Annotated in this window: 19 protein-coding genes; 14 read left to right on the top strand and 5 right to left on the bottom strand. The window is 67.5% G+C overall.

Annotated elements, in window-relative coordinates; all coding sequences use genetic code 11:
• The 13 genes from QZ378_RS07305 to malQ all read left to right on the top strand — a co-directional run.
• Positions 1-1145: FAD-dependent oxidoreductase (locus QZ378_RS07305; protein WP_291257808.1), on the top strand; the 1145-nt coding region annotated here is incomplete at its 5' end.
• Complete coding sequence (locus QZ378_RS07300; RefSeq protein ID WP_291257807.1) at positions 1142-2380, top strand: FAD-dependent oxidoreductase; 1239 nt, start codon at positions 1142-1144, stop codon at positions 2378-2380. The genes QZ378_RS07305 and QZ378_RS07300, both read left to right, overlap by 4 nt.
• Positions 2377-2739 carry a DUF1667 domain-containing protein gene (locus QZ378_RS07295; RefSeq protein WP_191529569.1) on the top strand — a complete coding sequence of 121 codons (363 nt, stop codon included), beginning with the start codon at positions 2377-2379 and terminating at the stop codon, positions 2737-2739. The genes QZ378_RS07300 and QZ378_RS07295 overlap by 4 nt, the downstream gene beginning before the upstream one ends.
• A gap of 64 nt (positions 2740-2803) precedes the next feature.
• Positions 2804-3682, top strand: a complete 879-nt coding sequence (gene garR, locus QZ378_RS07290; protein ID WP_191380367.1) for a 2-hydroxy-3-oxopropionate reductase — start codon at positions 2804-2806, stop codon at positions 3680-3682.
• 27 nt (positions 3683-3709) lie between these two features.
• The gene (locus QZ378_RS07285) at positions 3710-4609 is read left to right on the top strand and encodes a dihydrodipicolinate synthase family protein (protein ID WP_087239913.1); all 900 of its coding nucleotides are present in this window, start codon (positions 3710-3712) and stop codon (positions 4607-4609) included.
• A gap of 31 nt (positions 4610-4640) precedes the next feature.
• Positions 4641-5873 carry a glycerate kinase gene (locus tag QZ378_RS07280; RefSeq protein WP_291257806.1) on the top strand — a complete coding sequence of 411 codons (1233 nt, stop codon included), beginning with the start codon at positions 4641-4643 and terminating at the stop codon, positions 5871-5873.
• A gap of 85 nt (positions 5874-5958) precedes the next feature.
• Entirely contained in the window at positions 5959-6897 is a 939-nt protein-coding gene (locus QZ378_RS07275; RefSeq protein WP_291257805.1) for a LysR substrate-binding domain-containing protein, read from the top strand.
• On the top strand, positions 6894-7949 hold the full coding sequence (locus tag QZ378_RS07270; RefSeq protein WP_191529566.1) for a DUF362 domain-containing protein: 1056 nt from the start codon (positions 6894-6896) through the stop codon (positions 7947-7949). Before QZ378_RS07275 ends, QZ378_RS07270 begins: the two co-directional genes overlap by 4 nt.
• A gap of 506 nt (positions 7950-8455) precedes the next feature.
• A complete protein-coding gene (locus tag QZ378_RS07265; protein WP_366935146.1) occupies positions 8456-9829 on the top strand; it encodes an ABC transporter substrate-binding protein in 1374 nt (457 codons plus the stop codon).
• A gap of 160 nt (positions 9830-9989) precedes the next feature.
• Positions 9990-10841 carry a carbohydrate ABC transporter permease gene (locus QZ378_RS07260; protein ID WP_291257803.1) on the top strand — a complete coding sequence of 284 codons (852 nt, stop codon included), beginning with the start codon at positions 9990-9992 and terminating at the stop codon, positions 10839-10841.
• Complete coding sequence (locus tag QZ378_RS07255; protein ID WP_191380372.1) at positions 10841-11683, top strand: carbohydrate ABC transporter permease; 843 nt, start codon at positions 10841-10843, stop codon at positions 11681-11683. The genes QZ378_RS07260 and QZ378_RS07255 overlap by 1 nt, the downstream gene beginning before the upstream one ends.
• Positions 11684-11763: 80 nt before the next feature.
• Entirely contained in the window at positions 11764-12780 is a 1017-nt protein-coding gene (locus QZ378_RS07250; protein WP_291257802.1) for a LacI family DNA-binding transcriptional regulator, read from the top strand.
• Positions 12781-12806: 26 nt separating this feature from the next.
• On the top strand, positions 12807-14312 hold the full coding sequence (gene malQ, locus QZ378_RS07245) for a 4-alpha-glucanotransferase (RefSeq protein ID WP_366935145.1): 1506 nt from the start codon (positions 12807-12809) through the stop codon (positions 14310-14312).
• 68 nt (positions 14313-14380) lie between these two features.
• Here malQ and QZ378_RS07240 read toward each other — a convergent pair whose 3' ends face one another.
• Genes QZ378_RS07240 through QZ378_RS07230 form a run of 3 tightly spaced genes read right to left on the bottom strand, consistent with a single transcriptional unit; the run spans position 14381 to position 16453 of the window.
• Positions 14381-14809 carry a PaaI family thioesterase gene (locus QZ378_RS07240; protein ID WP_291257801.1) on the bottom strand — a complete coding sequence of 143 codons (429 nt, stop codon included), beginning with the start codon at positions 14807-14809 and terminating at the stop codon, positions 14381-14383.
• A complete protein-coding gene (locus QZ378_RS07235; protein ID WP_191403134.1) occupies positions 14790-15713 on the bottom strand; it encodes a SufD family Fe-S cluster assembly protein in 924 nt (307 codons plus the stop codon). The genes QZ378_RS07240 and QZ378_RS07235 overlap by 20 nt, the downstream gene beginning before the upstream one ends.
• 2 nt (positions 15714-15715) lie before the next feature.
• Positions 15716-16453, bottom strand: coding sequence for an ATP-binding cassette domain-containing protein (locus QZ378_RS07230; RefSeq protein WP_087240791.1), 738 nt, complete (start codon positions 16451-16453; stop codon positions 15716-15718).
• Between the two features lie 142 nt (positions 16454-16595).
• Here QZ378_RS07230 and QZ378_RS07225 point away from each other — a divergent pair, with 142 nt between their 5' ends.
• Positions 16596-17228 (top strand): rubrerythrin, encoded by a 633-nt coding sequence (locus QZ378_RS07225; RefSeq protein WP_291257800.1) that lies wholly within the window; start codon positions 16596-16598, stop codon positions 17226-17228.
• 776 nt (positions 17229-18004) lie between these two features.
• On the opposite strand, the gene QZ378_RS07220 is transcribed toward QZ378_RS07225, so the two are convergent.
• Together QZ378_RS07220 and QZ378_RS07215 are read right to left on the bottom strand one after the other, a co-directional pair.
• The gene (locus QZ378_RS07220) at positions 18005-19363 is read right to left on the bottom strand and encodes a penicillin-binding transpeptidase domain-containing protein (protein ID WP_291257799.1); all 1359 of its coding nucleotides are present in this window, start codon (positions 19361-19363) and stop codon (positions 18005-18007) included.
• Positions 19350-20066 (bottom strand): FtsW/RodA/SpoVE family cell cycle protein (locus QZ378_RS07215; RefSeq protein ID WP_291257798.1); only part of this gene is annotated, 717 nt, incomplete at its 5' end. The genes QZ378_RS07215 and QZ378_RS07220, both read right to left, overlap by 14 nt.

The raw sequence follows: 20066 nt of genomic DNA, 5'->3' as shown, positions 1-20066 counted from the left end.
GGGGCGAGGCCAACGGCGTGAAGGGCCTGGAGCTCATCGACCGCAAGCGGATGGACGAGCTGGAGCCCAGCGCTGGCGGGAACTTCGCCATGTGGTGCCCCGCCAGCGGCATTCTGGACCCCTTTGCCTACACCATCGCCCTGGCGGAGAACGCCGTGCGCAACGGCGTGGAGTATTTCCTCAACTGCGCCTTCCTCGGGGAGGAGCGCCAGCCGGACGGTACCCACCTGCTCCGCACGGAGAAGGGGGACTTCCGCACCCGGTGGGTGGTCAACAGCGCGGGGCTCCACTCCGCCGAGGTCAGCGCCCGGCTGGGCATCCCCGGCTACGTGATCAAGCCCGTGAAGGGCGAATACTTCGTGCTGGATAAGCTGGCCGGGCAGTTTGCCAGAATCCCCGTCTACCCCGCCCCCAACCCGGACAACACCTTCGACACCCACGCCACCCCCACGGTGGACGGCAACGTGCTCATCGGCCCGGACAGCCAGCTGGCCCGGGACGACCAGGACTACGAGTCCACCCAGGCCGCCATGGACGGCCTGATCGAGAGCGGCTCCCGCATGTTCCAGCATATGGACAAAAGCTATTTCATCCGCAACTTTGCCGGCATCCGGCCCAAGCGGGTCGACCCGGCCACCGGGGCGGTGCAGGACTTCGTGCTGGAGACCCGGGACGAGGCCCCCGGCGTGGTGAACCTGGTGGGCATCGAGTCCCCCGGCCTCACCAGCGCCCTGCCCCTGGCCCGCCGGGCCGTGGCCCTGATCAGGGCTAAGGAGGAGCTGGTTCCCAACCCCGGCTTCGACCCCAGACGGAAGGGCATCCGCCGCTTCATCGACATGAGCGACGGAGAGCGGGAGGCCGCCATCGCGGCCAACCCCGACTACGGCGAGATCTTCTGCCGCTGCGAGCAGGTGACAAAGGCCGAAATTCTCCAGGCCATCCACAACCCCCTGGGCGTCCACACCGTCAACGGCGTGAAGGTGCGCACCCGGGCCACCATGGGCCGGTGCCAGGGGGGCTACTGCGAGACCCGCATCACCGAGGCCCTCCAGCAGGAGCTGGGGCTGGACTGCCGGGACATCGAGCTGGGGCCCGCCGGCTCCTGGATGTTCACCGGAAGCGTGAAGGGAGGCGGCGAGGCATGAACCTGGAACACCATCAGGCAGTGATCATCGGCGGCGGCCCCGCCGGCCTGGCGGCGGCCATCCGCCTGCGGGAGAAGGGCGTGGAGGACGTGGTGGTGCTGGAGCGGGAGGGCCAGACCGGCGGCATCCTCCGCCAGTGCATCCACGACGGCTTCGGCCTCACCCGCTTCGGAGAGAGCCTGTCCGGCCCTGAGTACGCCCAGCGGTTTGTGGACGAGGCCCAGGCCCTGGGCATCCCCTGCCTCACCGACACCACCGTCCTCAAGCTGGACGGGGACCGGACGGTCACCGCCTCCGGCCCCGCGGGTCTGCGGCACATTCAGGGGGACGCGGTGCTCCTCACCATGGGCTGCCGGGAGCGCACCCGGGGGGCCCTGGCCATCCCGGGCAGCCGCCCGGCGGGCATCTACACCGCCGGCGTAGCCCAGGAGTACATCAACCTGCGCAACCGGATGGTGGGCCGGGAGGTGGTCATCCTGGGCAGCGGCGACATCGGCATGATCATGGCCCGCCGCCTCACCCTGGAGGGGGCCCATGTAAAGGGCGTGTACGAGGTGCAGCCCTATCCCAGCGGCCTGCCCCGCAACATCGAGCAGTGCCTCAACGACTACAACATCCCCCTGCACCTCAGCCACACCGTCACCGACATCCACGGCCGGGCGCGGTTGGAGGGGGTCACCATCTCCCGGGTGGATGAGCACTTCCGCCCCATCCCCGGCACGGAGGAGCGGGTGGACTGCGACACCCTGATCCTCTCGGTGGGCCTGATCCCCGCCGGGGACATCGCCAACGGCTCCGGCCTGGCGGTGGACGGCCGCACCAGGGGCGCCTTTGTGGATGAGCACTACCAGACCAGCATTCCCGGCGTGTTCGCCGCGGGCAACGTGCTCCACGTCCACGATCTGGTGGACTTCGTCTCCCTGGAGGCGGAGGCCCTGGCCGACGCGGCGGCGGAGTACCTGAGAAACGGTGCCCTGCCCCCCTGCCCCCTGGCGGTGCGCGCCGGGGACAACGTGGGCCACGTGCTGCCCCAGCGCGTCAGCGGCACCCGGGACTTCACCCTCTCCCTGCGGGTGAGCCGGCCGCTGAAAAAGGTCACCCTGACGGTGCGCCAGAACGGCCGGGAGGTGCTGCGGCGGGTGCTGCCCAAGGCCCTGCCCGCCGAGATGCTCCAGCTGCCCGTCAAGGCGGAGCGGCTGGACACGTCCGGCGATCTGGAGGTGAGCGTATCGTGACACGGACCTTTACCTGCATCGTCTGCCCCAACGGCTGTGAGATCACCGCCGAATACGAGGGCGCCCGGGTGGGCGCCATCACCGGGGCCACCTGCCCCAAGGGGGAGGACTACGTCCGCCAGGAGCTCACCGACCCCCGCCGCACCATCGCCACCAGCGTCCCCGTGGACGGGGGCGAGCTGCCCCTGGTCAGCGTGCGCCTCAACCGCCCCGTCCCCAAGAAGGACATCTTCCGGGTGATGGAGGCCGTCAATGCCGTCCGGCTCCAGGCCCCCGTCTCCATCGGTCAGGTGGTTCTGGCCGACGTGTGCGGCCTGGGCGCCGACGTAATCGTCACCAAAAACGTGCCCCGCGCCTGACGCGGGACCGTTTGGATAGTCCCAATCAAACTTTTTATGGTATACTGTTAAGGAGGAATTTCTTATGAAAATCGGACTCATCGGCCTTGGCATCATGGGCAAGCCCATGGCGAAGAACCTGCTCAAGGCGGGCTATGATCTGACCGTCAGCGATCTGAACCAGGCCGCCGTGGACGAGGTGGTGGCCGCCGGCGCCAAGGCCGCCACCAACGCGGTCATCGGCGAGACCTGCGACGTGGTGCTCACCATGGTGCCCAACAGCCCCCAGGTGAAGGCCGTCATGCTGGGCGAGGACGGCGTGGCCGCCCACATGAAGCCCGGCAGCGTGTTCATCGACATGAGCTCCATCAACCCCGTGGCCTCCAAGGAGATCGCCGCCGAGCTGGCCAAGAAGGGCATCGAGATGCTGGACGCCCCCGTGTCCGGCGGCGAGCCCAAGGCCATCGACGGCACCCTGTCCTTCATGGTGGGCGGTAAGCAGGAGGTCTTTGACAAGTACAAGGATCTGCTGGGCGCCATGGGCGCCTCCGTGGTGCGCTGCGGCGACGTGGGCGCCGGCAACACTACCAAGCTGGCCAACCAGATCATCGTGGCCTGCAACATCCAGGCCCTGTCCGAGGCCCTGACTCTGGCCAAGATGGCGGGCGTGGACCCCGAGCTGGTCTTCCAGGCCATCAAGGGCGGCCTGGCCGGCTCCACCGTCATGAACGCCAAGGCCCCCATGATGATCGAGGGCAACGACAAGCCCGGCTTCAAGATCGACCTGCACATCAAGGATCTGAACAACGCCCTGGACTGCGCCCACACCGTGGGCTCCCCCCTGCCCATGACCGCCGCGGTGCAGGAGATCTTCCAGTGGCTGCACAACAACGGCTGCGGCCAGGACGACCACAGCTCCATCATCAAGTACTACAAGAAGCTCACCGGCATCGAGTCCCTGTGAGGCCCGACGACGAGAGGTGACTTTGCCATGAATACGGATTTTATCAAGGGCGTTGTGGTGCCCATACTCACCCCCATTGACGCCGACGAGCGCATCGACGAGGCCAGGCTCCGCGCCCAGGTGGACTACGTCATCGACGGCGGCGTGTCCGGTATCCTGGCCTTCGGCAGCAATGGCGAGTTCTACATGGTGGAGGAGGACGAGATGGAGCGGGGCCTGAAGCTCATGGTGGATCAGGCCGCGGGCCGCGTCCCCGTCTACTTCGGCATCGGCGCCATCAGCACCAGGAAGTGCTGCCGCCTGGCCCAAATGGCGGCGGCCAACGGGGCCGCGGGCATCAGCGTGCTCCAGCCCATGTTCCTCAAGCCCACCTATGCCGAGCTGCTGCGCCACTTCAAGACCATCGCCGAGAGCGTGCCCGGCGTGCCCATGCTGCTCTACAACAACCCCGGCCGGGTGGGGTACACCCTCACCGCCGACCTGGTGGATGAGCTGGCCCACACGGTGGACAACATCGTGGGCATGAAGGACACCAGCGGCGACATCACCCTCACCTCCGAGTTCATCCGCCGCACCCGGGACGTGGACTTCAAGGTGTTCGGCGGCAAGGATACCCTGCTCTATGCCAGCCTGTGCCACGGCGCCGTGGGCGGCGTGTGCACCGCGGCCAACTTCATGCCCGAGCTGATCACCGACGTGTACAACAAGTTCGCGGCCGGGGATCTCAAGGGCAGCCTGGAGGCCCAGTTCAAGCTCAACCCGGTGCGCCTGTCCATGGACGCGGCCAGCTTCCCCGTGGCGGCCAAGGACATGGCCAACCTGCGGGGCCGGGACGTGGGCGAGCCCTATCTGCCCAACCTCCCCACCCCGGAGGGGGCGGCCAGGGAGGGCTTCCGCCGCACCATGGCGGCCGCCGGCCTGATTTAACCCCATCCGTGGGGCTGTGTGGGAGGATAGCATGAAACTCAGACAAGACTGTGAGGAGATTGTCCGCCGGGCCATCGCCGCCGTCCAGCCGGACGCGGCGGTGCGCCGGGCCCTGGAGGGCAGGTCATTCCCCGCCGGCCGGCTGGTGCTGGTGGCGGCGGGCAAGGCGGCCTGGTCCATGGCCCGCGCCGCCCACGACTGCGTGGGGGAGCGGCTGGACGGCGGCATCGTCATCACCAAGCACGGCCACGCCCAGGGGCCCATCGGCTCCCTGCTCATCCGGGAGGCGGGCCACCCCGTCCCCGACCACGACACCTTCTCCGCCACCGAGGAGGCCCTGGCCCTCACCAGCGGCCTGACGGAGGCGGACACGGTGCTCTTCCTGCTCTCCGGCGGCGGCTCGGCCCTGTTTGAGGCCCCCCTGGTGCCTCCGGCGGAGCTCCAGGACATCACCCGGCAGCTGCTCTCCTGCGGGGCGGACATCGTGGAGATGAACACCATCCGCAAGCGGCTCTCCGCCGTCAAGGGCGGCCGCTTTGCCCGGCACTGCGCCCCGGCAAAGGTGTTCTCCATCGTCCTGTCCGACATCATCGGCGACCCCCTGGACATGATCGCCTCCGGCCCGGCCTATCCCGACTCGTCCACCTGTGACGACGCCCGGGCCATCGCCGCCAAGTACGGCCTGCACCTCTCCCCGGCGGCGGCGCGCTGCCTGGAGGAGGAGACCCCCAAGGCGCTGGACAACGTGGACACCGTGATCACCGGCAGCGTGCGGGAGCTGTGCGCCGCCGCCGCCGGGGCCTGCCGGGAGCTGGGGTATGAGCCGGTGGTGCTCACCGACAGCCTGGACTGCGAGGCACGGGAGGCCGGGGCCTTCCTGGCCGCCATCGCCCGCAGCCACCAGGATACCGGCCGCTCCCTGGCCTTCCTGGCCGGAGGGGAGACGGTGGTGCACCTGACCGGCACCGGCCTGGGCGGGCGCAACCAGGAGCTGGCCCTGTCCGCCGCGGCGGGTATCGCCGGCCTGGCGGACACCGCCGTGTTCTCCGTGGGCAGCGACGGCACCGACGGCCCCACCGACGCCGCCGGCGGCTTCGTCACCGGCCAGACCCGGGACGCGCTGGCCGGGCAGGGCGTGCGCATCTTCGATGTTTTGAAGGACAACGACGCCTACCACGCCCTGGAGGCGTGCGGCGGCCTGCTGCGCACCGGCGCCACCGGAACCAATGTGAACGACGTGGCGGTTCTTCTGATCCGCCGCTGACCTTCTTCCCAACCCTTTCCCAGCGCCCCCGACCCCAGCCGGAGCCGGGGGCGCACCCTTTTGACGGCCAAGGAGTGAACCGGACATGGACGTGAAACAGATGCTCTATATGGTGACCATCGCCCAGGAGGGCGGCATCAGCAAGGCCGCCGCCAAGCTGTTCATCACCCAGTCCGCCCTGGATCAGCAGCTGCTCAAGCTGGAGCACGAGCTGGGCACCCCCCTGTTCTACCGCTCCCGCAGCAGCTTTTCCCTCACCGAGGCGGGCCGGGTGTACGTGGACTACGCCCAGCGGATGCTGGAGCTGAAAAACGAGGCCTACCGCATCATCCACGATCTGGCCGGCCAGCGGCGGGGCACCCTCACCCTGGCCTTCGCGCCGGAGCGGGGGATGGAGATGTTCATGGACGTGTACCCCCGCTTTTACCGGGACTACCCCCAGGTGAAGGTGGTGCCCCGGGAGATGGGGGTGCGCCGGCAGCTGGAGCTGCTGGGCGGGGACGGGCTGGATCTGGGCTTCATCTCCAAGAAGGACGGGCCCCTGCCCGGCATCGACCAGGTGACCCTGTGCCAGGAGGAGTTCCTCCTCATCACCCCGCCGGATCACCCCCTGGCCGCCCGGGCCGCCCCGCTGGGGGAGCCGCTGACGGTGCTGGACGTGTCCTGCCTGCGGGAGCTGACCTTCTGCCTGATCTACCGCCAGTCCACCCAGCGGGAGGTCATCGACCCCCTCTTTGACGCGGCGGGGTGCAAGGCCAACCTGTTCCTGGAGACCGGCAGCAACCGGGCCAACATCTCCATGGTGCGCCGGGGCCTGAGCTGCTCCATCCTGCCCGCCCACTACGTCCGGGGGGTGGAGGACGTGGCCCGCTTCCGCCTGTCCGCCCACCCCACCTGGACGGTGACCGCCTGCAGCCGCCGGGGCCGCTACCTGTCCCAGGCCGCCCGGCACTTCATCCGCCTGGCGGGGGAATACTTTCAGTCCGCCGGGGCCGACCCCGGGGAAAAGGAGCTGAGCCAATGAGCACCATCTATGAGATCTTCGGCCGCGACGCCCACGCCATGACCATCGCCCTGATGGAGCGGGCGGAGGTGGCCGCCGCCATCCCCGCCGGGGCGTCCGTGGCCCTCAAGCCCAACCTGGTGGTGGCCGGCCGCCCGGAGGACGGCGCCACCACCCACGCCGGCGTCCTCTCCGGCGCCATCGAGTACCTGCGGGAGCACGGGGTGCGGGACATCTCCATCATCGAGGGCTCCTGGGTGGGGGACAGCACCGGCCGGGCCTTCCGTACCGCCGGGTACGACGCGGTGGGGCGGAAATACAACGTGCCCCTGTACGACCTCAAGGGGGACAAAACCCGCCGGGTGGACACCCCCCTGCGGCCCATGGACATCTGCTGCCGGGCCCTGGACGCGGGGTACCTCATCAACCTGCCGGTGCTCAAGGGCCACTGCCAGACCCGCATGACCTGCGCCCTCAAGAACTGCAAGGGCTGCCTCCCCGACCGGGAGAAGCGGCGCTTCCACGCCGAGGGCCTCATGGAGCCCATCGCCGCCCTGGCCGCCGCCCTGAGGCCGGCCCTCACCATCGTGGACAGCATCTGCGGCGATCTGGACTTCGAGGAGGGGGGCAACCCGGTGCCCACCGGCCGGATGCTGCTGGGCACCGACATGGTGCAGCTGGACGCCTACGGCTGCCGCCTCATGGGCCTGGAGCCGGCGCAGGTGCCCTACATCGGCCTGGCCGAGGGCTGGGGCGCGGGCAGCGCCGCCCTGGCGGAGGGGGATATCGTCCGCCTCAACACCCCCGCCGACGGGGCGGAGTACCCCGCCCCGTCGGGCACCGTGGCCGCCCTCACCCGCTCCGTCCAGGCCAAAAGCGCCTGCTCCGCCTGCTACGCCAGCCTGGTGCGGGCCCTGTACCGCCGGGGCGGCGGGAAGCGGGCCGTCGCCATCGGCCAGGGGTGGAAGGGCGTGCCCTTCGACGGGCTGGGCATAGGCGCCTGCTGCGACTGCGCCCGGGAGCAGGTGAAGGGCTGCCCGCCCTCCCCCGAGGACATCCTCCGCGCCCTGTGACGGCCCCGGAGACGGGAATGCGGGATTGTGCGCCCCGGCCTGGAAACAGGCTAGGGAGCCTCAGGCTGTCGATAAAGCCTCCCCGGAGGAAAGCCTCGCAGAGTTCCTGCGGCCGCAGCCGCAGGAATCAAATCGAAATCCGTCATTTCCGGGGACATGCGCCTCGGAAATGACACTTCTCATGGCAGAAGGGGTGACTTTTTCGCAAGAAAACGAACCCCTTCCGCCATGTGATCTTTCTCGAAAAAGCGGCAAAGCCGCTTTTTCGACACGCTGCGGCGCCCCGGCCTGGAAACAGGCCGGGGCGCCTTTCTGCTCAGGAGCGGTTAGAATCCACAAATTCCGGGCAGCAGATCCAGCGAAATAGACAAATAAGGAAAAGCCCGGCGAATTTCTGTTGACTATTCTGTGAAATGTGATTACAATAATATCGTAGCAGTTGGAAACGTTTCCAGAAACGATTCCAGCCGCGCAATCTCATCAAGTTTTCTAGGAGGTCAATGGAAATGAAGAAGATTCTTGCACTGGGCCTCACTGCGGCCCTGTCCCTGTCTCTCCTGGCCGGCTGCGGCGGCGGCACAGGAACGCCCGCCGAGACCGGCTCCGCCGGGACGGATGCCCCTGCCGCTGAGACCGGCTCCGGCACCAGCGGCTCCGTCTACTACCTGAACTTCAAGCCCGAGCAGGACGCTCAGTGGCAGGAGCTGGCGGAGATCTACACCGAGGAGACCGGCGTGCCCGTCAAGGTGGTCACCGCCGCCTCCGGCACCTACGAGACCATGCTGACCAGCGAGATGGCCAAGGACGACGCCCCCACCATGTTCCAGGTCAACGGCCCCGTGGGTCTGAACAGCTGGAAGGACTACTGCTACGACCTGTCCGGCTCCGCCCTCTACGGCGAGCTGACCAGCGACGACTACGCCCTGAAGAACGGGGACGAGGTGGCCGGCATCGCCTACGTCATCGAGTCCTACGGCATCATCGTCAACCAGACCCTGCTGCAGCAGGCCGGCTACACCGTGGAGGACATCCAGTCCTTTGACGATCTGAAGGCCGTGGCCGAGGACATCACCGCCCGCAAGGACGAGCTGGGCTTCTCCGCCTTCACCTCCGCCGGTATGGACAGCTCCTCCGACTGGCGCTTCAAGACCCACCTGGCCAACCTGCCCATCTACTTCGAGTACCAGGATAAGGGCATCACCTCCACCGACGCCATCGAGGGCACCTACCTGGACAACTACCGCAACATCTGGGATCTGTACATCAACAACGCCACCTGCGACCCCGCTGAGCTGACCGCCAAGACCGCCAACGACGCCGTCAACGAGTTCACCTCCGGCCAGGCCGTGTTCTATCAGAACGGCTCCTGGGAGTACGGCAACGTGGTGGGCGAGGGTAAGCTGTCCGACGCGGACGTGACCATGATCCCCATCTACATCGGCGTGGGCGACGAGGCCAACCAGGGCCTGTGCACCGGCTCCGAGAACTACTGGTGCGTCAACAAGAACGCCTCTGCTGAGGACATCCAGGCCACCCTGGACTTCATGTACTGGTGCGTCACCGACGAGACCGCCCTGCAGGCCATGACCGGCGGCGAGGGCGCCATGCCCTCCGGCGGGGCCGGTATGGCGTTCGCCATCCCCTTCAAGGCCGCTCCCGAGTCCAGCAACCCCTTCGTGGCCCTGGACGCTCAGATGACCGCCGACGGCAAGACCCCCGTGTCCTGGAACTTCACCACCATGCCCTCTGAGGAGTGGAAGAACGTGCTGGGTTCCGCCCTGGCCGTCTACGCCGCCGACCAGACCGACGCCAACTGGGACGCCGTGGTGTCCGCCTTCGTGGACAACTGGGCCGCCGAGTACGCCCTGGCCAACGGCTGAGGCTGTGTAAGCTGAACAAGAGAAAGCATTGGCTTTCCGGGGCCGCCGGAATGAGTCCGGCGGCCCCGGTTCTTAAACGCCGCCCGGGCAGGCCGCGCACCTGACTGGAGCGCGGTCTGCCCGGACGGCGCATTTTCAATCCTTTGAGGGGGGATCGGCTGTGCAAAAAGCCATCAGGAAATACTGGCCGATTTTTGTGCTGCCCACGCTGGCCGCCTTTACCATCGGCTTCATCATCCCGTTCATCCAGGGCGCCTATCTGGCCTTCTGTCAGTTCACCACCGTGCGGGACGCCACCTTTATCGGCATCTCCAACTTCATCCGGGCCATCAGCGACTCCACCTTCACCCACGCCTTCTGGTACAACTGCGCCTTCGTGGTGGTGAGCACCCTGGCCATCAACATCGGCGGCCTGGCCGTGGCCCTGATCCTCACCCGCGGCATCCGGGGCACCAACGCCTTCCGCACCGTGTTCTTCATGCCCAACCTGATCGGCGGCATCGTGCTGGGCTACATCTGGCAGATCCTGCTCAACTGCGTGCTCAGCCTGCTGGAGAAGCCCCTGCTCACCCTGGATGCCACCGCCGGCTTCTGGGGCCTGGTGATCCTCATGTGCTGGCAGCAGATCGGCTACATGATGATCATCTACGTGGCCGGGCTGCAGAGCGTGCCCGACACCCTGGTGGAGGCCGCGGAGATCGACGGCGCCACCCGCTGGCAGACCTTCTGGAAGGTGAAGCTGCCCATGCTCATGCCCTCCATCACTATATGCCTCTTCCTGACCATCACCAACAGCTTCAAGCTCTTTGACCAGAACATGGCCCTCACCGGCGGCCAGCCCGCCCACCAGAGCGAGCTGCTGGCCTACAACATCTACTACACCTTCTACGGCCGCTCCGGGCCCCAGTGGCGCGGCATCGGCCAGGCCAAGGCGGTTATCTTCTGCGTGATCGTGGTGGCCATCGCCCTGATCCAGCTGCGGGCAACCCGCAAGAGGGAGGTACAGCAGTAATGAAACAGAAAGCTCTGCGCTCCAACCGGATCTGGAGCATTGTGATGACCATTGTGTGCGTCATCTATATGTACCCCATCTTCATGGTGCTCATGAACTCCCTGAAGGTGGAGAGCGCCATCAGCACCAGCACCGCCTTCGACCTGCCCAACGCGGAGACCTTCGCGGGCCTGGCCAACTATGAGAACGCCATCGGCTCCCAGGGCTTCCTGCTCAGCCTGTTCTACACCGCCTTCATCACCATCACCTCGGTGCTGGCCATTCTGATCTTCTGCTCCATGTTCGCCTGGTACATCACCCGGGTGAACAACCGCTTCACCAAGATCCTCTATCTGCTGTGCGCCTTCTCCATGGTGGTGCCCTTCCAGATGGTCATGTTCACCCTGTCCTCCCTGGCGGACACCCTCCACCTGAACACCCCCTGGGTGCTGTGGATCATCTACCTGGGCTTCGGCGCGGGCCTGGCGGTGTTCATGTTCTGCGGCTTCATGCGCAGCGTGCCCATCGACATGGAGGAGGCCTCCATGATCGACGGGTGCAGCCCCATCCAGACCTACTTCCATATCGTGTTCCCCCTGCTGCGCCCCACCATGATCTCCGTGGCCATCTTGGAGGCCATGTGGATCTGGAACGACTACCTGCTGCCCACCCTGATTCTGGACATCCAGAAGTACCGCACCATCTCCATGCTGATCCAGTTCTTCAAGGGCAGCTACGGCCGGGTGGAGATGGGCCCCATGATGGCGTGCATCATGCTGGCCATCCTGCCCATCATTGTGGTCTATCTGCTGGCCCAGAAGCACATCATCAAGGGCGTCGTGGCCGGTGCGGTCAAGGGCTGAGCCGCCTCCGGGGAGCGGCCCCGCCGCTCCCCTGTCCCCTTCGGCTGTGCATGGATTTTTGAGAGGGATTGGGGTGTGGTATGACCATCAAGGACATTGCCCGGCTGTCTGGATACAGCCTGGGCACCGTCTCCCGGGTGCTCAATGACCACCCGGACGTGAGCGAGCAGGCCCGGGAGCGGGTACTGGCCGTGGTGCGGGAGCACGGCTTTCAGCCCAACTCCAACGCCCGCCATCTGAAAATGCAGGCCCAGTCGGCGGTGGCGGTGCTGGTGAAGGGCACCCAGAACCTGCTCTTCGCGGACATCCTGGAGCGGATCCAGTCCCGGCTTCAGGACAACGGCGAGGAGGTGTACGTGGCCTACCTGGACGAGGATGCCGACGAGGTGCAGTACGCCGTCCAGCTCGCCCGCCTGCGCCGGCCCAAGGGCTTTCTCTTCCTGGGGGGCGACCTGGAGTTCTTCCGCACGGAGTTCCGCCCCCTCACCGTGCCCTGCGTGCTGCTGACCAACAGCGCCCGGGGCCTGGGCTATGACAATCTGTCCAGCTTCACCACCGACGACGCGGCGGCGGCGGGCGAGGTGATCGACTATCTGTACGCCTGCGGCCACCGGCGCATCGGCGTGCTGGGGGGCAACCTGTCCGGGGAGCAGATCAGCTCCCAGCGCCTGCGGGGTGTCTACGCCGCCATGGCCCGCAACGGCCTGGACTTCGACCCGGCCCGGCAGTACGAGCCCTGCCGCTACTCCATGGCGGAGGGCTACCGGGCGGCCAGGCGCCTGCTGGAGCGGGAGCCGGGCCTGACCGCCCTCTTCGCACTGGGCGACGTGATCGCCCTGGGGGCCATGCGGGCCCTGGCCGACCAGGGCCTGTCCGTGCCCGGCGACATCTCGGTGGTGGGGTATGACGGCACCTCCTCCGCCGCCTACAGCGTGCCCCGCCTGACCACCATCCGGCAGGACACGGCCCAGTTGGCGGAGCGTGGGGTGCAGACCCTGCTGCGGGGCATCCACTATGCCCAGCCCCCCATCCACGAGGCGGTGCCCTTCACCCTCCTCCAGCGGGAGAGCGTGCGGGTGCTGGGCCCGGCCCCCTGAACGTCAAAACCAAGAAAGAGTGTGTTGTGATGATGCGAAGTGCCGGCATTCTGATGCCGCTCACCTCCCTGCCCTCCCCCTGGGGGGTGGGCACCCTGGGGGCGGAGGCCCGTGCCTTTGTGGACTTCCTGGCCCGGGCGGGCCAGACGTACTGGCAGGTGCTGCCCATCGGGCCCACCAGCTACGGCGACTCCCCCTATCAGTCCTTCTCCTCCTTCGCCGGCAGCCCCTACCTCATTGATCTGGACGATCTGTGCGCCGAGGGCCTGCTGAAGCCGGAGGAGTATCAGGGCCTGGACTGGGGGGAGGATCCGGAGCGGGTGGACTACGGCCTGCTGTACCGGCAGCGCTTCCCCGTGCTGCGCCAGGCGGTGCGCCGCCTGCGGGCCCGGCGGCTGGAGGAGCTGGCCGCCTTCTGCGCCCGGGAGGCGGACTGGCTGGACGACTATGCCCTGTTCATGGCCCTCAAGGGCCGCCATGACGGCGCGCCCTGGAGCCAGTGGCCCGCCCCCCTCCGCCGGCGGGAGCCGGCGGCCCTGGCCGCCGCGGCCCGGGAGCTGGACGGGGAGCTGTGGTTCTGGAAGGGCGTCCAGTTCCTGTTCTTCCGCCAGTGGGAGGCCCTGAAGGCCCGGGCGGCGGAGCAGGGGGTCGCCATCATCGGGGATCTCCCCATCTACGTGGCCGAGGACAGCGCCGACGTGTGGGCCGACCCGTCCCAGTTCCAGATGGACGAGGCCCTCCGCCCCACCGGCGTGGCGGGCTGTCCGCCGGACGGCTTCTCCGCCGACGGCCAGCGGTGGGGCAACCCCCTGTTCGACTGGGAGGCCATGAAGGCCGACGGCTACCGCTGGTGGCTCCGCCGCATCTCCTTCCAGTTCCGCTTCTACGACGTGCTGCGCATCGACCATTTCCGGGGGTTTGAGGCCTACTACACCATCCCCGCCGGGGCGGAGAACGCCAAAAAGGGCTTCTGGAAGCCGGGGCCGGGGCTGGACTTCTTCCGGGCCCTGGAGGCGGCCATCGGGAAGCGGCCCATCATCGCCGAGGATCTGGGCTTCCTCACCCCCGCCGTCCACCAGCTGCTCTCCGACACCGGCTTCCCCGGCATGAAGGTGCTCCAGTTCGCCTTCGACAGCCGGGACGGCGGCGGCCGGGCCTATCAGCCCCACAACTACCCCACCAACTGCGTGGCCTATGTGGGCACCCACGACAACGACACCGCCCTGGGCTGGCTGGCCGAGGCGGAGCCGGCGGACGTGGCCCTGGCCCGGGAGTACCTCCACCTGGATCCGGCGGAGGGGGAGAACTGGGGCATGATGCGGGCCGTCTGGGCCAGCACGGCGGACTGCGCCGTGGTACAGATGCAGGACGTGCTGGGCCTGGGCAACGAGGCGAGGATGAACACCCCCTCCACCCTGGGGGGCAACTGGCAGTGGCGGGCCCGGCCCGGCTTTGCCGCACCGGAGCTGGCCGCCCGCCTCCACCGGCAGATGGAGCTCTATGAGCGCCTGCCGGCGGAAGCCGCTGAGTAAGGGCATCAAAAAAGCGCCTGATGGAAACATCAGGCGCTTTTTTCGCGCGGAGCCCCGAACGGGCCGTCTCAGTTGTCTATGTGGTCCAGATCCGCCGGGCCGACGGCGAAGAAGGTGTAGGTGCCGGAGGCCACCAGCCTGCCCGTCTCGTCGGTAAGGGCGGCATCGTAGACCTGGACAGTACGCCCCAGCTTCTTGGGGGTGGCGGTACAGAAAATCCGCGCGCCCTTGGCGGGGGCCAGGTACTGCATGGAGCAGTCCAGCGTGACACAGGTGCGGCCGGTACTAAAGGCGGCGGTGCCGCACACCGAGTCCGCCAGAGTTACCAAGGCGCCGCCGTGGACCATCCCTAGGGGGTTGAGGCTGGTGGGCTGGACCTCCAGCACGCCCTCGGCGCTGTGATCCTCCCCCAGTCTGGTGACATACATATGGTTGGCGGGGCCAAAGCTGTTGCTGTGGTTGATGCGCTCCAGAATCTTATTGTAGGAATCCGTCAAGAATTTTCTCCTCCGCTTCCTGCTCTGTCAGGCCCAGTGTCATGAGCTTGAGGATCTGATCTCCGGCGATGCGGCCGATGGCCGCCTCATGGATGAGCTGGGCGTCCACGTGGTTGGCCACGATGGCGGGGATGGAGGAGATCTTCGCCTCCCCCATGATGATGGAGTCGCACTGGACGTGGCCGAAGCACTTGGCGTTGCCCGTCATCTTGGGGTAGAACACCTGCTGGGAGTGGTCCTGGGCCACAGACCGGGACACCACCCGGCCGCTGGCCCCCTCCCCGTCCAGGATGATCTCCATGTCGCTCTCGGCGGTCTGCTCCCCGTGGGTGAGCAGCTTTTCGGTGATCACAGCCTCCGCGTTGGGGCCCACCACCACCTTGGTCTCCCGCTTGGTGGAGTCCACGCCGCGGATCTGCACGCTCTCCATGTTGAGGGAGGCCCCCTCCTCCAGGTATACCACCGTCTGGGGGTTCATGATCCGCCTGCCGGTGCCGGGGCCCTCGCCGTAGTGCCGCTCCACATAGCGCACCTTGGAGTTCTTTCCGATGTGGAAGGTGTGCACGCCGTCGTGCTGGCTGGTCTCGCAGCCGGTGTTGTGGATGCCGCAGCCGGCCACGATGTCCACGTCGCAGTCGTCGCCGATGAAGAAGTCGTTGTACACCAGCTCGCTCAGGCCGGTCTGGCTGATGATCACCGGGATGTGCACCGACTCGTGTTTGGTGCCCGGCTTGACGTGGATGTCGATGCCCGACTTGCCCGGCTCGGTCTTGGTGGTGATCTCAATGTTGGCGGTGCTGTTCCGGGAGTCCAGCTGCCCGTTGCGGCGGATGTTGTAGGCCCCCTGGGGGGTCTTCTCCAGATCCGCGATCTCCTTCAGCAGCTTCCATTCCGCTTGATCCATGTTCAGTTCGCCCCCTCTGTCAGATAACTGCATCCAGAGGCCGTGTTGGCCAGGATCTCGGGGAAAATCTCCTCCCGGGGGCCCTGCTTCTGGATCTTGCCGTCGCCGATCATGACGATCTCGTCGGCCAGGTTGATGATGCGCTCCTGGTGGGAGATGATGATCAGGGTGTGCTCCCGCCGCTGGTGGATGGCCTGGAAGGTCTCGGTCAGCTTGGCAAAAGACCACAGGTCAATGCCCGCCTCCGGCTCGTCAAAGATCATGAGCCCGGCCTTGCGGGCCAGGATGGTGGCGATCTCGATGCGCTTGACCTCGCCGCCGGACAGGGAGGCGTCCACCTCCCGGTCGATATAGTCCCCGGCGCACAGGCCCACCTTGGTCAGGTACTGGCAGGCCTCCTCCCGCTTCAGGTTCTCCCTGCCGGAGGCCAGGGACAGGAGATCCCGCACCTTCAGCCCCTTGAACCGGGGGGGCTGCTGGAAGCCGTAGCTCACCCCAAGCCGGGCCCGCTGGGTGATGTCCAGGTCGGTGATGTCGGTGCCGTTCCAGGAGATGGTGCCCCCCGTGGGCCGCACCAGGCCCATGATGGCTTTGGCCAGGGTGGTCTTGCCGCCCCCGTTGGGGCCGGTGATCACCACAAATTGGTTGTCGGCTACGGTGAGGGACACGTCGTTGAGGATACCCAGCTCCCCGCCGGTCTCGTCCTCCACCTGGTAGCTGAGATGCTTGATCTCCAGCATTGGCTGTCGCTCCTTTGTAACATGGCTTGCTTTACAGGGTGTTATTTTATCATGGCGTGCTGGAAAATACAACCCTGCCGGGGCAAAAATTACACTATTCGCATAGGATAAGGTGAATTCAAATCGTCAGGAGGCGCTGTCCATGGAACAAGAGCATCTTTCCAGCCAGTGTGATCAGGAGACCTTCGAGCGGGTGTGGCGGCGGGTCATGCCGGAGTCCCGCCCCGACTGCCCCATCGTCCTGCCGGCGGAACCGGCCGCGTCCCCCGCCGTCCGGGAGGCCCCGCCGGTTCTGCCCGCCGTGGCCGCCTCCGCCCCGCCAGACCGACCCGTGGCGGGCGAGGAGCACAACGTGCCCTGCCTGGGGGCGGCCTCGGCCATCTACGGCGGCCAGCTCCAGCAGTTTGTGGACAGGGCGCTGGCCGACTGGCGGAGCTATCAGGCCCTCTCCCGCCGGGCCCAGGGGAACAGCGGCCGGATCCTCTCCGCCATCGCCGCCGACCAGCGCCGCCATGCCAAGCGGCTGTCCACCGCCTACTTCCTGATCTCCGGCGTGCGCTACTGGCCCGCGGAGCGGCCCGCCGGGCCCGCCTCCCGCACCCCCTTCGCCGCCGCCCTGCGGGAGCGGTTCATGGCCGAGCAGCGGTCGGCCGCCGCCTATCAGGCCGCGGCGGCGGAGACCGCCGACCCCTGCCTGCGGCAGCTCTACGAGGAGCTGTCCGGGGAGGCGGACGCCCACGCCTGGCTGCTGCGGGGCATCCTGGAGGAGCTGTAGAACGGGTACCCGCCGCTGGACTTCTTTCTCCCTGCCGAAGCCGCGGCCTGTGCCCGGCCGCTCCGGGCGGATGATATCCGCCCCTACAGCGTCGGCCCAGGCTGCGGATCATTTGCTGGGCCTCCTGTTCCCCGCAGAATCTGCGGCTTGTGAGAAACGGGCGGCGGGGGCAAGCCCCCGCCCTACGGGTGTGCAGGGCCCAAACGTGCTGTGCGCCGCCGCACCCTCCAGAGTATTTCAGCGGCATGGCACCGGCGGCGGCCCGGCGGGCGCACCTGGTACAGCGCAGCCGCTGTCAGGGCCTGCCGGGTGATCGACGCGGGCAACCCAAGGCGCGGCAGCGCCTGTGACGGACACAAAAAAGGAACCGGGCGTGGATGTACGCCCGGTTTTTGTTTGGCCTGTACAGCGCATGCCGCCATGAGCCCCCGTACTGGGGGGCGCCGGGGGGAACTCCCCCGGCCCCTTCTTTTCCCCCATTTCTTCGGGAAGAAATGGGGGCGCCCGCCGCGCAGGCGCGCCCCCGGGGGGCCCGATAACAGCGGGCGACCACAGGTCGCCCCTACATCGTCGGCCCAAGCTGCGGATCATTCGCTTCCGCGTAAACGCGAAAGCTCATTCCCTCCGCTGGGCCTCCTCTCCCCACGACGACCACTCCGTTGGGTCGCCGCGGGGGGCCCCATTGAGTGCGCCGAGTCGTACCCCAGGGCACCTTCTCTTGCCCCGTTGGGGCAATTCACCTTGTCGCGCCCCACCGGGCATGTGTCCCACAGGAATCAATACCCGTTGACCACCGCGTCCAGCACCTGGGCGGCCACGGAGCCGGCCACGTCGGCGCCGGAGCCGCCGTTCTCCACCAGCACCACGAAGGCGTAGGGGGCGTCCTCATTGCGGAGGAATCCGGCGAACCAGGCGTGGGGGGACTTGCCGCCCCCTACCTCGGCGGTGCCGCTCTTGGCGCAGAGGTCCATGTTGGGGAAGCGGGAGGAGCCGTATTGGTCGGTGACGTTGCGCCCCATCATGTCCGCCAGGGCCTCTGCGGTGTCGGAGGCGATCAGGGTGCCGGTATGGCTGGTAAAGGAGGGCAGGGAGGGCAGGCCCAGGGCGTTCTCCGTTTTCAGGATCAGCTCGGGCACGGCGGCCCTGCCGCCGCCCCCGATGGCCCCCATGTACACCATGAGGGCGCAGGGGTTCACCAGGTCGTTGTACTGGCCCACGCCGGCCCAGCCCAGCTCGTTGGCGGTGAGGCCGTCCAGGTCGAAGGAGCCGGCGGCGGTGCGGATGCCGTTCACCGAGTAGGAGGCGGTGAGCCCCGCTTTCTCCGTGTACCGGGCCAGCACGTCCTCCCCCAGCTCGTCGGCCAGGAGGGCGAACACCCCGTTGCAGGAGTTGGACAGGGCGGCGTAGATGTCCTGCTCCCCGTGGGCGTAGGGGCAGGTGACGGTGCCGTCCCCCACCGTGGTGGAGCCGGTGCACGTCCAGGTACGGTCGTAGAGATCCGGGACGTTCTCGATGGCGGCGGCCAGGGTGACGGTCTTGTACACCGAGCCGGGGGTGAAGGTGCCGGAGAGGAAGCGGTTGAGGTACACGCCGTCGTACCGCTCGTCCCCCTCCTGGATGTCGGGGGGATTGGCCGGGTCAAAGGAGGGGGCGGACACCATGCACAGGATTTCCCCGGTCTTGTAGTTGTACACCCCCACCGCCCCCTTCCGGCCGTTCAGGGCCTGATAGGCGATGTAGTTGTACCGGGCGTCCAGGGTGAGGTAGAGGTCGTTGCCCTGGCCCAGGGGGGAGTAGGAGCCGGTGAGCAGGTTGTAGCCGGACAGCTTGTCGGCGAAGGCCACCAGGGCCCCGGTGCCGATGCGGCCCTCCGCGTCCCCCACGGCGTGGAGGGTGGCTTCCCGCACGGTGGCCCCGTCATAGTACCGGCGCTTCCCGTCCTCATCCACCCAGGTGAGCACATCCCCGTCCCGATCCAGCACCCGGCCGGTGGCGGGCTGCCCGCTGAACACCGGCAGGAAGGAGGCCCAGGAGGAGCCGTTGACCAGGAAGCGGCCCACGAACAGCACCGTGCCCGCCAGCAGGGCGCCGGCCAGGAGCAGGCAGAGCAGGGCCCGTTTTTCAATTTTCTTCATAGTCCGCCTCCCATTCTTCCCCGGCCTGGGGGGCCAGGGCGGCGTTTTTCCGATCCTCCCGCCGGGAGGGCAGCCGGATGGCAAAGCTGGCGTTGGGCCGGGTGTCGGTGGCCTTCAAAAAGGCCAGCAGCCCCCAGGAGGAGATCATGGACGTGCCCCCGTTGGACACAAAGGGGAAGGTGACGCCGGTGAGGGGGAGGATATCCACCGCTCCGAACACGTTGAGGCAGGTCTGGAACACCATCATGGAGGTGGCGGCGCAGGCGGCGATGACGTAGAAGGAGCTCCGCCCCGCCCGGCAGGCCCGGACGGCGAACACCGCCAGGGTGATGACCGAGCCCACCGCCAGCAGGGCGATGATCAGCCCCCACTCCTCGCACAGCATGCCGAACACCAGGTCGGTGTCCCCGGCGGCCACGTTGTGGAGCCAGCCCTCGCCGGGGCCCACCCCCACCAGCCCGCCGGAGGCGGCGGAGGCCATGGTGCGGGTCTGCTGGTAGCCGCTGCCGGTGGAGGCGTTCTGCCAGGCATGGCCCCAGGTGGCGAAGCGGCGGAGGATGTAGGGCTTGAGGGAGAGCACGGTGAGCACGGCGAACACCCCGCCGCCGCAGATCAGGGCCAGGGTGGCCCAGTCGCCGGAGCGGAGGTAGGCGATCACCAGGAAGGTGACAAAGAAGATGGCGGCGGTGCCGAAGTCGCTCAT

The organism is Flavonifractor sp., assembly GCF_019422385.1.
Taxonomy (GTDB): Bacteria; Bacillota; Clostridia; order Oscillospirales; family Oscillospiraceae; genus Flavonifractor; species Flavonifractor avistercoris.
This window is presented reverse-complemented; position numbering and strand designations above follow the sequence as displayed.